Source organism: Methylophaga thalassica (assembly GCF_030159795.1).
GTDB lineage: Bacteria > Pseudomonadota > Gammaproteobacteria > Nitrosococcales > Methylophagaceae > Methylophaga > Methylophaga thalassica.
Genome location: NZ_BSND01000005.1, coordinates 60111 through 74361, shown reverse-complemented (window position 1 = coordinate 74361; position 14251 = coordinate 60111). Strand labels below are relative to the sequence as shown.

Annotated in this window: 10 protein-coding genes and 3 tRNA genes; 10 read left to right on the top strand and 3 right to left on the bottom strand. The window is 41.9% G+C overall.

Annotation, left to right across the window (positions count from 1 at the left end; genetic code table 11):
- Nucleotides 1–86 precede the first annotated feature (86 nt).
- From QQL60_RS07565 to QQL60_RS07535, 7 genes are all read left to right on the top strand, one after another.
- Nucleotides 87–293 (top strand): hypothetical protein, encoded by a 207-nt coding sequence (locus QQL60_RS07565; RefSeq protein ID WP_007146357.1) that lies wholly within the window; start codon nucleotides 87–89, stop codon nucleotides 291–293.
- A gap of 8 nt (nucleotides 294–301) precedes the next feature.
- On the top strand, nucleotides 302–2143 hold the full coding sequence (gene uvrC / locus QQL60_RS07560) for an excinuclease ABC subunit UvrC (RefSeq protein ID WP_284722937.1): 1842 nt from the start codon (nucleotides 302–304) through the stop codon (nucleotides 2141–2143).
- A 49-nt stretch (nucleotides 2144–2192) separates the two neighbouring features.
- The gene (gene pgsA, locus QQL60_RS07555) at nucleotides 2193–2750 is read left to right on the top strand and encodes a CDP-diacylglycerol--glycerol-3-phosphate 3-phosphatidyltransferase (RefSeq protein ID WP_284722936.1); all 558 of its coding nucleotides are present in this window, start codon (nucleotides 2193–2195) and stop codon (nucleotides 2748–2750) included.
- A gap of 38 nt (nucleotides 2751–2788) precedes the next feature.
- Nucleotides 2789–2864: transfer RNA gene (locus QQL60_RS07550), tRNA-Gly, on the top strand.
- Between the two features lie 68 nt (nucleotides 2865–2932).
- Nucleotides 2933–3006: transfer RNA gene (locus QQL60_RS07545), tRNA-Cys, on the top strand.
- Nucleotides 3007–3251: 245 nt separating this feature from the next.
- Entirely contained in the window at nucleotides 3252–4337 is a 1086-nt protein-coding gene (locus QQL60_RS07540) for an acyltransferase family protein (RefSeq protein ID WP_284722935.1), read from the top strand.
- A gap of 291 nt (nucleotides 4338–4628) precedes the next feature.
- Nucleotides 4629–4702, top strand: a tRNA-Cys gene (locus QQL60_RS07535).
- Nucleotides 4703–5468: 766 nt separating this feature from the next.
- On the opposite strand, the gene cyoA is transcribed toward QQL60_RS07535, so the two are convergent.
- The 3 genes from cyoA to QQL60_RS07520 form a co-directional block, all read right to left on the bottom strand.
- Complete coding sequence (cyoA, locus tag QQL60_RS07530; RefSeq protein WP_284722934.1) at nucleotides 5469–6377, bottom strand: ubiquinol oxidase subunit II; 909 nt, start codon at nucleotides 6375–6377, stop codon at nucleotides 5469–5471.
- A gap of 671 nt (nucleotides 6378–7048) precedes the next feature.
- Nucleotides 7049–8308, bottom strand: a complete 1260-nt coding sequence (locus QQL60_RS07525; RefSeq protein WP_284722933.1) for a diguanylate cyclase — start codon at nucleotides 8306–8308, stop codon at nucleotides 7049–7051.
- Between the two features lie 93 nt (nucleotides 8309–8401).
- Nucleotides 8402–9625: a cyclic di-GMP phosphodiesterase gene (locus QQL60_RS07520; protein ID WP_007146312.1), complete on the bottom strand. Its 1224-nt coding sequence runs from the start codon at nucleotides 9623–9625 to the stop codon at nucleotides 8402–8404.
- Between the two features lie 298 nt (nucleotides 9626–9923).
- Here QQL60_RS07520 and QQL60_RS07515 point away from each other — a divergent pair, with 298 nt between their 5' ends.
- The 3 genes from QQL60_RS07515 to QQL60_RS07505 all read left to right on the top strand — a co-directional run bounded on the left by QQL60_RS07515 (nucleotide 9924) and on the right by QQL60_RS07505 (nucleotide 14229).
- The gene (locus tag QQL60_RS07515; protein WP_284722932.1) at nucleotides 9924–12041 is read left to right on the top strand and encodes a VTT domain-containing protein; all 2118 of its coding nucleotides are present in this window, start codon (nucleotides 9924–9926) and stop codon (nucleotides 12039–12041) included.
- Between the two features lie 8 nt (nucleotides 12042–12049).
- The gene (locus tag QQL60_RS07510; RefSeq protein ID WP_284722931.1) at nucleotides 12050–12736 is read left to right on the top strand and encodes an endonuclease/exonuclease/phosphatase family protein; all 687 of its coding nucleotides are present in this window, start codon (nucleotides 12050–12052) and stop codon (nucleotides 12734–12736) included.
- 125 nt (nucleotides 12737–12861) lie between these two features.
- Nucleotides 12862–14229 carry a coiled-coil domain-containing protein gene (locus tag QQL60_RS07505; RefSeq protein WP_284722930.1) on the top strand — a complete coding sequence of 456 codons (1368 nt, stop codon included), beginning with the start codon at nucleotides 12862–12864 and terminating at the stop codon, nucleotides 14227–14229.
- Nucleotides 14230–14251 lie beyond the last annotated feature (22 nt).

The window sequence follows — 14251 nt, the reverse complement described above, 5'->3', positions numbered from 1 at the left end:
AAAGACCTGAATAAGGCACATTATCCCTTATAATTTATAAGTGATTATATGCTTGAATAAACTAGCAAAGGTGCGGGAGAATAATAATGAAGCGAATTGAAAATGTCGTGTTGTTAAAAACAATAGGAAGTGCCGAGTTGTTGGCAGCCTTGGCGATGTTTTACTTTTTTTATACTGATGTGCCAGCCTTGATTGGTGGTTTTATTTTGCTGGGCCTGTCAGCAAATAGCTTTTATCAAGCGCATAAATGTTATCAACGTCAGTACGCACCCAGACAAAACGACCAAACTTGAAATGAAACATGGCTGAAGCAGTTAAGCAAACAAAAACGAGCGAATTTGATTCAGCCTCATTCCTGAAAAATCTGACCAGCCGTCCCGGCGTCTATCGCATGATTGATGATACCGGGACGGTGATTTATGTCGGTAAAGCCAAAAACCTTAAAAAACGGGTTTCCAGTTACTTTCGTAAAACAGGTTTAACATCCAAAACCCGTGTCATGGTCGCTCAAATAGCGTCCATCGAAACCACCGTTACCCACACCGAAAACGAAGCCTTAATCCTTGAAAATAATCTTATTAAGGAATTAATGCCGCGTTACAACATCTTACTTCGCGATGATAAGAGCTACCCTTATTTATTAATCTCAGGTGATAAATTTCCCCGATTAAGTTATCACCGTGGCGCAAAACGCAAAGCTGGCCGTTATTTCGGGCCATACCCCAGTGCCGGAGCTGTTCGCGATAGTCTCAACTTATTACAAAAGCTTTTCCCTGTCAGACAGTGTGAAGACAGTTATTATCAAAACCGCTCCCGTCCTTGCCTGCAATATCAGATAAAACGCTGTACCGCGCCCTGTGTTGGCCTGATAAGTGAAGAAGAATATAAGAAAGATGTCGAGCACACGATCATGTTTCTGGAAGGCAAAAACAAACAGGTGATGGATGATCTGAGTGCCGAAATGGACGCTGCCTCCCAACGACTCGATTTTGAACAAGCCGCCGTTATTCGGGATAAAGTCATTGCCTTACGTCGGGTGCAAGAGCGTCAATATGTCAGTTCAGATCAAGGCGAGTTTGATGTACTGGCCGCCATTGTCAGAGATGGCATGGCTGTAGTTGAAGTGTGTTTTATCCGCGGCGGTCGCAACCTTGGCAGTAAAAGTTATTTCCCTAAAGGGTCGGGGGATAGTAGCCCAGAGGAATTATTGTCTGCCTTTGTGCCGCAATATTATCTCGGCAAAAATATTCCTACAGAAATTTTGCTCAGCCATGAACCAGAAGACCAAAACCTGCTTCAGGAAGTACTGCAAACTGAGTCCGGACATAAAGTCAGTTTGAGAAAGCCGCAACGCGGTCAAGGCGTTCGCTGGATGCAAATGGCCTCAACCAATGCAGAGATTAGCCTGACGCAGCGCTTAAGTAGCCGCTCCAATTTATTGCAACGTTTTGAAATGCTGCAAGATGCGCTAAGCCTTGATGAGTTACCCAAACGAATCGAATGTTTTGATATCAGTCATACCCGTGGTGAACGCACGGTCGCATCGTGCGTCGTATTTGGGCTTGAAGGCGCTATCAAAGCTGACTATCGTAAATTTAATATTGAAGGTATTACGGGCGGTGATGATTACGCGGCCATGAATCAGGCCTTGACCCGTCGTTTCACGCGTTTGCAAAAAGGCGAAGGCAAAAGACCTGATCTCTTGTTAATAGATGGTGGTAAAGGTCAGATTAAAGAAGCACAGGAAGTGCTGGAAGAACTCAATTTATCTGACCTACCTATATTAGGTATCGCAAAAGGGCCTGAGCGCCGACCAGGTGAAGAAACATTATTTCTTGTCGGTAGAGAAGGGGAAGTCACTCTGACCGCCGATTCACCTGCCTTACATCTACTTCAGCAAGTCAGGGATGAGGCCCATCGTTTCGCCATTACCGGACATCGTCAGCGGCGTGCTAAAGCGCGTAAGACCTCAACACTAGAGCACATTGAAGGCTTAGGGCCTAAACGCAGACAAAAACTGTTACAACAATTTGGTGGCCTGCAGGAAGTCCAGCGTGCTGGTGTGGAAGATTTAGCCAAGGTAGACGGTATCAGCAAATCCCTCGCTCAAAAAATCTACGATGTTTTTCATGGCGATCATTAGGTCTGCATAGTGATACCATAACCATGATTTTAATTTTAAGTGACACAAGATGTTGAATTTGCCAAATATTTTAAGCTGTTTACGGATTCTCTTAGTTCCCGTTTTGATCCTGTTTTATTTTTTACCCATGCCATCAGCATCATGCTGGGCAGCGTTGATATTTGTCATTGCCGCATTTACCGACTGGCTTGATGGTTATTTAGCCAGGAAGTGGCAACAAACCTCAGCATTCGGTGCATTTCTTGATCCGGTAGCCGACAAGCTTATCGTCGTGATGGCACTTATCATGGTGCTGTTTAAAAGTCCGGATTGGTACATCCTGATACCTGTCACTTTAATCATCGCACGTGAATTAATTGTTTCCGCATTACGCGAATGGATGGCCGAATTAGGGCAGAGAAATGCCGTTAAGGTATCTCAGATGGGAAAATGGAAAACCACCTTCCAAATGCTGGCGATTGCCTGCTTGATTTACTATAAGCCCTTATTTGGATTACCAGTTTTTGAAATTGGTGTAGCTCTCTTGTACGCGGCAGCCTGGTTAACGATACAGTCAATGTACTACTATCTTTTAGCTGCTTGGCCAATGATGCGAAATAAGGGTTGACATAAAAAATGAAGTGCCTATAATGCACGACTTCCTCAGCGGGAATAGCTCAGCTGGTAGAGCACAACCTTGCCAAGGTTGGGGTCGCGAGTTCGAATCTCGTTTCCCGCTCCAAGAATATAAAAAGCCGCGGTCAGTCAAGTCACTATCGCGGCTTTTTAGTCTTAGACTTAATGAAAAATGGCTGGGTGGCAGAGTGGTCATGCAGCGGACTGCAACTCCGTGTACGCCGGTTCGATTCCGACCCCAGCCTCCATTTTTCAACCCCAGATAAACAAATTAACATCAGGCGCTTTTAAGCGCTTTTTTTATGCCTGTTATTTGATCATTTATTTTGCTTTAGTCGTTATCAGACGATTGATGCATAGTATTTCGATAGACTTAAAAGCTAACGTTTTGTTGAGTTCATCAATCAATCCAGCATAGAGGATGTTCGTTTGTTAAGATATTTTTTAATAGGCGACTAAATAGTCTTTTGCTAAACATATCAGGGATGCACTAATGCATAGACAGACATTTGTCTTTTTGGATGGGATAAGAGGTATAGCCGCTCTCTTGGTGGTTATGACTCATGCACCTGATTTTTTCATGATCTGGAAAAATCATACATATCTAGCAGTCGATGTTTTTTTCATATTGAGTGGTTTTGTAATAGCGCTTGCATATGAAAACAAACTGGTATCAAAAGAACTTTCTTTTTTTGACTTTGTGAAGAAACGTTTTGTAAGACTTTATCCTATTTATTTTGTCTCTCTATGTATTGCATTTATTCTGATCATAGTTGGTGGTTATTTATCAGGGAAGAATCTTCTGCTGTGGGCTGGTTATAGCGCTGCACTAACAGCATTTTTCATACCTCGTCATGGTGGGGCAATGATGTTTACTTTAAACACCCCGTATTGGTCGTTGTTTTACGAGTTTCTTGTTAATTTCCTATATGCAGCGATAGCGCCATTTCTATCAACCAGAATATTGATTTTGATAGTTCTTTCTGCTGGTCTTTCTTTAGCATACATCAGTGTAGTTAACGGTCATTTGAATGCAGGATGGGGGAATACAGAAACTCACTATGCTGCTGGTTTATCTCGGTCCATATTTGGTATTTTAATGGGAGTACTTATATATAGGTTTAGAAACAAATTAATTGAGAAAATATCTTTTATTTCCCCATGGTTTGCAGTATTGGTAATTGTTGTAGTTTTGTTATTTCCATCCATACCAAAATATAACTATATATATGACATCTTCATCGTGACTATAATTTTTCCGCTCACAGTGCTTATTGCATCACAACTAAAAGAATCAAAGCTTGATCCTGTTTTACTAATGTTAGGTGCAGCAAGCTATCCCTTATATGTTCTTCATTATCCATTTATACGATTTACAGAAACAGTATCAAATGCTTATGGTTATGAATATATAGTCTCAGACTATGCACCTTATACAGGTATATTTTTGCTCTCATTTTTAGTGATACTTGCACTCTTTATGGCTAAATTTGTCGAAATGCCTTTAAGGCTCTGGCTTTCGAGTTATTTAGAACAGAAAAAAATGAAAAGAAAGTCTGCCACAAGCTCAGCGAGTTAGTCTTGTTTATGGCTAAAAAAGACGGGCAGTCTAAAAAAATTATGCGATTTGAGTAAAACTGTTTGATTGATATTGGGTAGGCATAAATAAAGTTTTAGTCTGCAAATTAGTTGAAACGAGAATTAAATATTGCGATTAAAGAATTAGCTATTTTTAATCTGACTTTGAGGCATCAACTCTGCCAAGGTTGTGGGCGCGAGTTCGAATCTCGTTTCCCGCTCCAAGAATATAAAAAGCCGCGGTCAGTCAAGTCACTATCGCGGCTTTTTAGTCTTAGACTTAATGAAAAATGGCTGGGTGGCAGAGTGGTCATGCAGCGGACTGCAACTCCGTTAACGCCGGTTCGATTCCGACCCCAGCCTCCATTTTCAACCCCATATAAACAAATCAGCATCAGGCGCTCTTAAGCGCTTTTTTTGTGCCTGTTATTTCTGTTGAACCATCACTAATTATGATTACCTGCATATAATCTCTGAGAGACGCTTTCGTTTGTTGAGGTACATACCTTCAAGCTTTAACTACCTAAAGTATGACTGACAGCGTGAGAAGAGCTGCCAATACAGGTTTTGCATTAGCTTTAGGCAATGATAAGTTCAGATAATAGATCGAAATGTTGATAGGGATAAAAGTGACCGTACTAAAACCTATCCTCAGAATCGAAAAATAAGTTATTTTTACTCTGACCCTCAATATCAAAGAAGGAGTGAAAGTGGACACATTTATTGGCGGCAATCCTTTAAACCGAAGTTCTGATAATACACCGATTTATACACAACCTCGCTTTATACCTCCTTCATCTCCTTTTGAGATGTTCCCAAGAATCAAAGAGACAGATGTCTCCGCTTTTATTGAACATTTATATTTTCTAACAATGGAGAAAAATGGTTTTTCTTACTTTTATCCGAATCTTAGTACTGGTACCAATCTATGCAGATTCGAGTGGCATTATGAGTATCGTAACAATCCTTACGAGCTAAGAATCGGATTATCCTTTATAGTTTCGAATAGTTGTATTTCGGATGCTCGTTATTTCATTATTCCTCACGAACATTATAAAAACCGTGATTCTACGGAAGCGTCTTATACCATTGAAAAAGATATAAATAACAGGGAATGTCCGCAAGCGTTAATTTACCTAACATCAGTTACTCCTGAGTCTGATTGCATTTCTTCTGAGGCCATATCCGAGTTCGTATTCATGTAATTCATGACAATTGATTTGAACAAGTCAGGCTTCACTGACGAGTAGTAAGCAACGGGATTTTGCTCACTGGGTTTGGCTAAGGCGTCGTAACTGTCTTGATCCAGCTCACGATGGGCCTGTTTTACTTTATTAATCCACTCATTAAATTGGGATGGTGTTTGGGAGAGGGCTTTAAAGTTCATGTGCGAAAAGCCATCACCACTAAAGTGGGCTGACATACCATCAAAACTACCGATTTCATGGGCGAGCAAATTGACTTCCGTTTGCATACCCGCCATCGCATATATCTGACTACCCAGTTGAGGGATAAAGAACGAATTCATCACCGTATCTGAGGTGACCTTGAAACGAACGGGCACATTTTCAGGGAAGGCAACTTGGTTAACTGTGGCTATATGTTGTTCTGGATAGATAAATAGCCATTTCCAGTCGAGTGCAACGACCTCAATCGTGATTGGCTTCTGACTATCGGCTGTTTCAAGTGGTTTGAATGGATCGAGCGAATGCGTGGTTATCCAGGTCAGCGTGCCTAAAATGAGAATGATGATACAGGGCACCGTCCAGACAATGACTTCGATTTTGGTTGAATGAGCCCAGTTGGGTTTGTATTCGGCTTTTTTGTTGGAAGCACGGTATTTCCATGCAAAAACCAGCGTCATCACAATGACAGGAATGACCACAACCAGCATGAGTAATACGGCAGTAATGATAAGCGTTCGCTCATCATGACCTACCGGTCCTTTTGGATCTAAAACACCTGCTTTACAACCGCTCAGCAGAATTGCTGAAGCCATTGATAACCCTCTGACAAAAGCAGAACATTTAGTTTTTTTCATTCAGAATCCTCGGTTTAAGCGCCTTTTTTAAACAGTTTTCCTGCCACTTCTTCCCTGACTCTGAGCGCAAAAATGTTATACAGATATCGAGTAACGATACGAGATAATGCCTGTGTCAACCTGTATTGTTTGAATGTGACTTGAAGCGATGTCATACGTCTTAAAACATACGTTTCGCCAACCATCTCTTCTGTTAAAGATTATTTGTTTAGTCACTCAGACTATCTCGTCGTGTCATAAATACTGCTGGTAAGCAGTACGGTTACATCTCAAAATTCACCGCTTTAACCTCATGCAAAGAATGCCTTAATTAAAGAGCAGTCCAAGCGAAGGTAACTGCATAGGTATTAAGCTTGAGGACAATGATCTGTATGGAAAGACACGGGACAATCAAGTGTCGATAAATAAAATTTATCTGCTAATCACAGACGAAATTTAAACCGCTTCCAGACCATTGAAATCACAGTTTGGTAGTGTACAACGTTTAATTAACGACGCTTTGGGAGATGCTCACTGAGAGTTTGGGAGTTTTTCCCTAATGTTGAAAATGGCAGATAGCGAAGATGTACTATCTGGAATGTGCTTTTAGCGAACTGAACTGAAACGACATCGCTAAAACATTAACTACTGATTAAGATATTGTATGTTAAGGACTTTTAAAGCCTGTTGTTCTACATCCGCGTAGCCAGGGTTAGCCTGTCTCTGCCATTGGCTTTTGATTCATAGAGTGCTTTATCAGTGACGAAGAATAAGTCTCGGAGATTCGCTACCGGGAAAAGGTCAGTATGGTACAAACCCATGCTAATGGTTACAGTGAATTGTTGACCTTCAAAATTAAACTGGTGAGACCGGGTTTTGTCGATCAATTCCAGCATCATTTCTTCAGTTCTCTCACAGGGAACACGGTTCAGTAATAAGACAAACTCTTCCCCACCAACACGGTACACTTTATCGGTATTACGTCCTTGTGATTGCAATATTTCAGCAAATTCTTTCAGTACATGATCGCCGGCTAAGTGGCCGTATTCATCATTGATTCGTTTGAAAAAATCAATATCAATCAGGGCGATAGCAAATGGACACTGATGAGAGTAGAAGCCTTTGATAAGGGTTTCTATATCGACTTCAAGTGTCAGTCGGTTATTAAGATTAGTGAGAGGATCTTTACTAGCCAGCTCTTGTAGTTTTTTGTTGGCGGCTTCAAGTTTATAGGTACGAAGTTCAACTTGATCTTCAAGGCTATTAAGCAGCCGTTGTTCTGCATCGCGTGATTTGATGACTTCTTTTGCCATGGGGCTGAAGATAAAAATAACTTCCAGCATGAGTGTGAGCAGTGTCACCAACCAAACACCGACTTCGAGTCGTTGAATGATCTCCAGTCGCTCATCGCCTTCACGTTGATATTGATTAACGGCCTTATCTAAATCGATTAATAAGTTTTCAGAGGAGCTATCAATCTCGCTCATCAGTTGTAAAAATGGTTCCTCAGACGTTGTATCTAGGATTTGGGTAGCGATTTTTAAGTAAAAATTGACGCGATCATATAAGTCTATGTCACCAAAATAGATATCTCTGATAGTTGGGGAGAGTTCAAGCTGATGTCCATTATTGAGTTGGCCTGAAGCGAGCTGATGATTGGCGGATTTCATCGTGTCTATGTGCTGAGTCAGCAGATTTTCAGTTTCTGTTTGTTCTGTATTCATCACGAAGCGTTGTTGATACAAACGATGAATATCCAGGGCAATATGTTGACTCAACATGCGTTGACTACCAGAAATATTGACAATATAGGCCGTATTATCAACATCAGAAAGAGCAGACTTTAGCGTATATGCAGCAAAGCTGGATAACAAAGCAATAAGTGTTACAGCCAGCATATAACGCTTGGTAATCAGCGTGTGTAAGGACGATCGTGTCTTATCTGCCATCATATCTATCCTTTAATAATGTCTAACAGCTAAAACTCATCCATCTGACTTTCATTAGTCTTGTGAAGAGTTATTGAGGTTTACCGGGATAATAACTCATAACCATAGATTTTCTAAGGATTTAAAATCCCAATCTGCGGGTTCTTCTGGTCCTTCAATGCTTTCTTTACAGTTTTTTGCAGAAAGATCGATGATTTGTATAGGAATGGGGGCATTTGAGCGTATTGAGAAGAACACTTTGACTTTAGGTTTTAGTAAGGAGTCTATAGCAGGCTCAATCACCACAGCTAAGCGTTGAGATGTTAAGCGAACCAGAGAGCCAATCGGGTAGATACCTACAGATTTAACAAAACTATTAAAAATTTGTTTATCAAAATGTCCATCCCATTTCGACATTTCACGAATGGTATTGGCGGGTTCCCAAGGTTTTTTGTAGGCACGTTCAGAGGTTACTGCATCATAGACATCGCAAATAGCAGCCATACGAGCCAGCTGAGAAATTTTTTCTGCAGGCAGTTGGTTGGGATAACCGGTGCCATTAATCTTCTCGTGATGATTTAATGCAATATCAATCACTTCTGCTTCTGCACCACTGTCCTGCAGAATTGTGGCACCCACGATAGTGTGTTTTTTCATGATCAGATATTCAGCATCTGTGAGCTTGCCGGGTTTGTTTAAGATGTCGAGAGGCATAGCGGCTTTACCCAAGTCATGCATCAGACCGCCGATACCAGCCAGGCGAGTTTGTTCTTTATCTAACCCCATCTGATTGGCAAGTGACAACATAAGCGCACATACAGCAACAGAGTGCATGTATGTGTAATCATCATGCGTTTTTAATCGGGCGACACTGAGTATGGCAGCAGAGTTTCGTTGAACCAGCGAGTCAATTTCACCAACAAGTGGTAGGGTGGTTTTTGGATCGATGGCTTTACCCAGACGAATATCGTTGAACATCGACATGATCTGAGGTTTGGCATCCTGGCATAGTTTTCTGGCTCGTTCGATTTCATTCTCAATCGAACTTGAAGCGTCTGAAGCTTTTATCTCAGAGTGAGTTTTATCTGTGGTCGTTTGTTGTGCGGTGGGCGAATCAGTCTTCTGCGATGAGTCGGAAGATTTGGCTGCTTCGGTTATTTCGCCTTTCTCGTCATCAATCCACAACTCTTTTATACCTGCTTCTTTGATGCGCTTAATGTCATTGGGTTCGGTGAGCAAGAAACTACTGCGGACAAACGGGTGCTGTATCCAGGACCCTCCTAGTTTCTGAATATACATACCGATTTGTAACTCACTTGTAGCAATGCGTTTTATCGCCATTCTCTCTCTCTATCAATTGAAGATATTTTTTATTATTTATAACAAACATATCGTGCTTACACGGTGCCATCAATAGCTATTTCAATTATTCGTCTAAGCCTTATATTATTATTTGTATAGCCTTGAAATTATTGTGAAAATTCAGAACTGAATTAACTGAAAATAGAGATATATTGTATCGATACAAAGAATACGAAAAAGGGCTGTTTTTCAGCAGAGGATGGCGGTGTGTGGTCACGCATTCTTGTGTTATGCTCAGTGGCAAAATCCCTCCCTGACTATCATTTAGGAATCAAGTGTGACAAAAACACCCATACTGAAAGAAGGTAACAATTGCTGGCAAAAAACACATGCAGATCAAGTTGCTTTACTTATCGATGGGGAAAATTACTTTGGTGCTTTGCATGCTGCTATCCAGCGGGCGAAACACTCGGTATATATTCTTTCCTGGGATATTGATAGCCGAATGCAACTTGTTCGCAACAGTGATCAAGTTGAAGACCTACCTATAGAGTTGGGTGCTTTTATCAGTGAAGTGCTTAACCGAAACCCTGATTTACATGTTTATATTCTGAACTGGGACTGGGCAATGGTTTATACGATGGAGCGTGAGTGGTTGCCCATGTATAAACCAGCGTGGAAATCTCAAAACAGATTGCATTTTAAACTCGATGGTGAGTGTCCAATGGGAGCATCTCAGCACCAGAAAGTGGTGGTCATAGACGATGAGATTGCCTTCTCCGGTGGTTTTGATATTGGCAAAAGTCGTTGGGATAGCTCGGAACATAAAGCGAAAGAATCAAGACGTATTGATCCTGATGGTCATCATTACCCGCCATTTCATGATGTACAAATGATGGTGCAAGGTGAAGCGGCAGCCGCCTTAGGTGACCTGGCACGAGAACGCTGGTTAAAAGCGACCGGCGAAAAACTCAATAAACCGTCACAAAAATCAGGATCGGCATGGCCTGAATATATCGAGCCCTGGTTTAAAGACATCGAGATAGGCATCAGCAGGACAATGCCTCAGTACCGTGATCAGAAAGAAATTCGTGAAGTTGAACAACTCTATATTGATAGCCTGAAAGCGGCTGAAAATCTTATATATATGGAGAATCAATATTTTACCTCCTGGAAAGTAGCTGATTTATTAGCCGAACGCTTGCAGGAACGAGACGGGCCCGATGTTGTTTTAGTCTTGCCATTAATGACTGGTGGCTGGCTAGAACAGGCCACCATGGATGTTTTGCGTTATCGTGTGGCCTGTAAATTGAAAGAGGCTGACAAACATAATCGGTTACGTCTTTGTTATCCGCATCGTGATGAGCTTGGTGATTCTTATATCAGCGTGCATGCAAAAATCACGGTCATTGATGATTGTTTAATGCGAGTCGGTTCAGCAAATTTAAGCAACCGTTCCATGGGCTTCGATAGTGAATGTGATCTGGTGATTGAAGCGGAGACAGATGAACACAAAGCTACTGTCAGTCGGTTTCGCGAGCGTTTACTGACAGAACATTTTGGTATGACAGCAGATGAACTTCGCCAGAATTTATCTCAGGAAGGTTCTCTTATTCGCTTGATAGATGCTCGACAGGAAAACAGTCATACATTGCGTGAACTTGATTGTTCGGTCTCTGACTATGCGAATCAGATGTTACCGGACTCTGCTATTGTCGATCCTGAAAGGCCGATTGAAACGGAAAAACTTACTAAGATGTTTATTCCGGTTGATGAACCAAAATCAGCCCAAAAACAGTGGTGGAAAATTGTTGCTGTTTTGGTTGTGGTACTAGCGTTAACAGCTATTTGGCGATGGACACCATTAAGTGAATGGTTAAATCCGGAAACATTACAACATGCCGCTGAAGGTATTAAGTCACATCCATTAACACCATTAATTGTGATCGGTATTTTTGCCATTGCCGGATTGATTGCCTTTCCGGTGACCCTGCTGATTATCACAACGGCACTGACATTTGGCCCTTTATGGGGAACTGTTTATTCCATTATTGGCTCGCTGGTGAGTGGCTTGATGGGGTATGCCGTTGGACACTATATGGGGCGAAATACCATTCAGAAATTAGCCGGTTCCAGTATTAATAAATTAAGCAGGCGTCTGGCTAAACATGGTGTTTTGGCGATTATCACCGTACGCATTATTCCTGTAGCACCGTTTACAGTGATTAATCTTGTCGCCGGTGGCTCACATATTAATACGCGTGATTTTACCATTGGTACGCTGATCGGTATGTTACCGGGGATATTGGGTATTACAGTGTTTGCTGATTCATTAATGCGAACGGTGCAAAATCCAGACCCTGAACAAATCGCGATATTTGTGGGAGTTGTCATCGTCATTGTTGGCATTATGGTTGGGTTGAAGCGACTGATTAATCGTAAAGAAGACGAATAAGAGATTGAATGGAGCTTAAGTTAGCCAGTTATAACATTCATGCCTGTATCGGCACTGATGGACATTTTGATCCGTTTAGAATAGTGGATGTCATCCGTGAGATAGATGCTGACATCATTGCGCTACAAGAGGTCGAGCATCACATGGTCAATGATATCGACCTGCTGGATTTTATTGCCCAACAAACGGGGATGATCGGCATTGCCGGACCGACAATGTTTCGTGAAAGTCGTCATTATGGCAATGCGGTTTTAAGTAAATATCCATTAAGCTCTCATGAACTGATTGATTTGAGTCTGGCACCTCATGAGCCCAGAGGTGCCATTCAACTCAGGCTGGAAATAGAGCAGCATCAACTGGTGATAATGACCACTCATTTTGGTTTAAAACCTACGGAACGCCAGTATCAGGTAGAAAAACTCTTGAGCCGTCTTGGCGAGCATGAAGTTGATACGGCGGTGTTGATGGGGGATTTGAATGAATGGTTTTTGTGGGGACGAACATTACGCCGCTTAAAAGCCTATTTTGATACCACACCATCAAGAAAGAGTTTCCCCAGTTTTTTTCCTGTATTTGCCTTGGATCGTATTTGGGTTCACCCTCGTCAGCATCTACTGTCTTTGGATATACACAAATCACCTCTGGCAAAAAAAGCCTCAGATCATCTCCCCATAGTGGCCCGAATTCTGTTCTGATGATTTGAAGTCATGGCTTCAAATTGTTAGGGTAAACAATACGTGTTCTTAACACACCTCTTCGTTTTTCACCTAGTGAATAACGTTTTCCAAAAAGTTCATCAGTAATCTAAACGGATAATTACATGATAAGACGAAGAGCTATCTTGTCCACAAGAAGCTTGTTTTTAAGCCAATCAATTATTGCTCTATTAGCGATGGGCCCATCATCAACTGCAGTTGCTGATGCTGAACAAGAAACGGTTGAACAATTACAGACCCGTGTTAAAGCTCTACAACTGGAGCTGGAAAAAACACGTGCTGCGCTTGCTAAAGCAGAACAGGAAAAACAGCAATCAACGGCAAAACTTGAAGCATTAGCAGAATCCCAAGTCGATACTGAAGCTAAACCTGACGATAAAATCCGGTTTGGTCACCTCAAAGTAGGGGGAGCGATTAGGGCGAATTACGCGATTGGCGATTATCCTGAGACAGGTGGTGCCTCACGGTCATTTGATGATGATGGTAACTTTGCCCTGGATACGTTTCGCCTGAATCTGGACTATGAAAATGGCCCTTATCTGGGGAAATTAGAATACCGCTGGTATAACGGTTATAACTTTCTGCACACGGGCTGGTTAGGTTATCAATTTGACGAGCAGCGTCAGATACAAGTCGGTGTAAACAGAGTGCCTTTTGGTCCCGGACCTTATGGTGTCTCGCAGAGCTGGTTTTTTGATCAGCATTATTATCTCGGTCTATCTGATGATATGGATCTGGGGGTTAAATATCATCAGTCCACAGACCAATGGGATTGGGACATTGCCTATTATGTCTCTGATGAAGGCTCATATACGGGGTCATCACATCAAAGTGCTCGCTATTCCTACGATGTGGTCAATGAATCTGGTGATGGTTATGAAGAACGTAACCAGTTTAATTTACGGGGTATTACTCACCTTGGTTCCGGTGAAATCAAAACCGATCTTGGTTTCTCCTTACAGTATTCGCAATTAAAAAGCCGTGGTTCACAAGATGATGGGCACCATTATGCTGTCTCTGGTCATATGCTGAACAAATGGCGAGCATTTACACTGGCAACACAATTAACGTACTACCGTTTTGACGTAGACAAAGATCAGCCTCTGGGAACAAGAAAGCTGGTGCAAATGGGGGCCTATGATTTTCCCAATACAGTCGCTGCAGAAGCCTGGTTACCGGCTGTTTCTCTCAGTTATCGCTATGACACAAATCAGTTGCCGTGGCTGGATTACGTTATGCCCTATGTCGAATACAGTGTTTTATTGAAAGAAGAGCGTGACTTTAACGATAGTGCACTGGCTACTTTGGGTGCGGCTTGGGCTAGTGGCAACTGGTATATCTACACCGATTTAAGCGCCTCAAATGGCAATGAATTCATTGGTGGCGATGATCCTTTTGGCGATCGCTTAGGCGCCAACCAGAATGATGATTGGCAGACGCGTTTTAATATCAATTTTGGCTATTACTTCTAAGTATTACCCGCATTAAACAAAA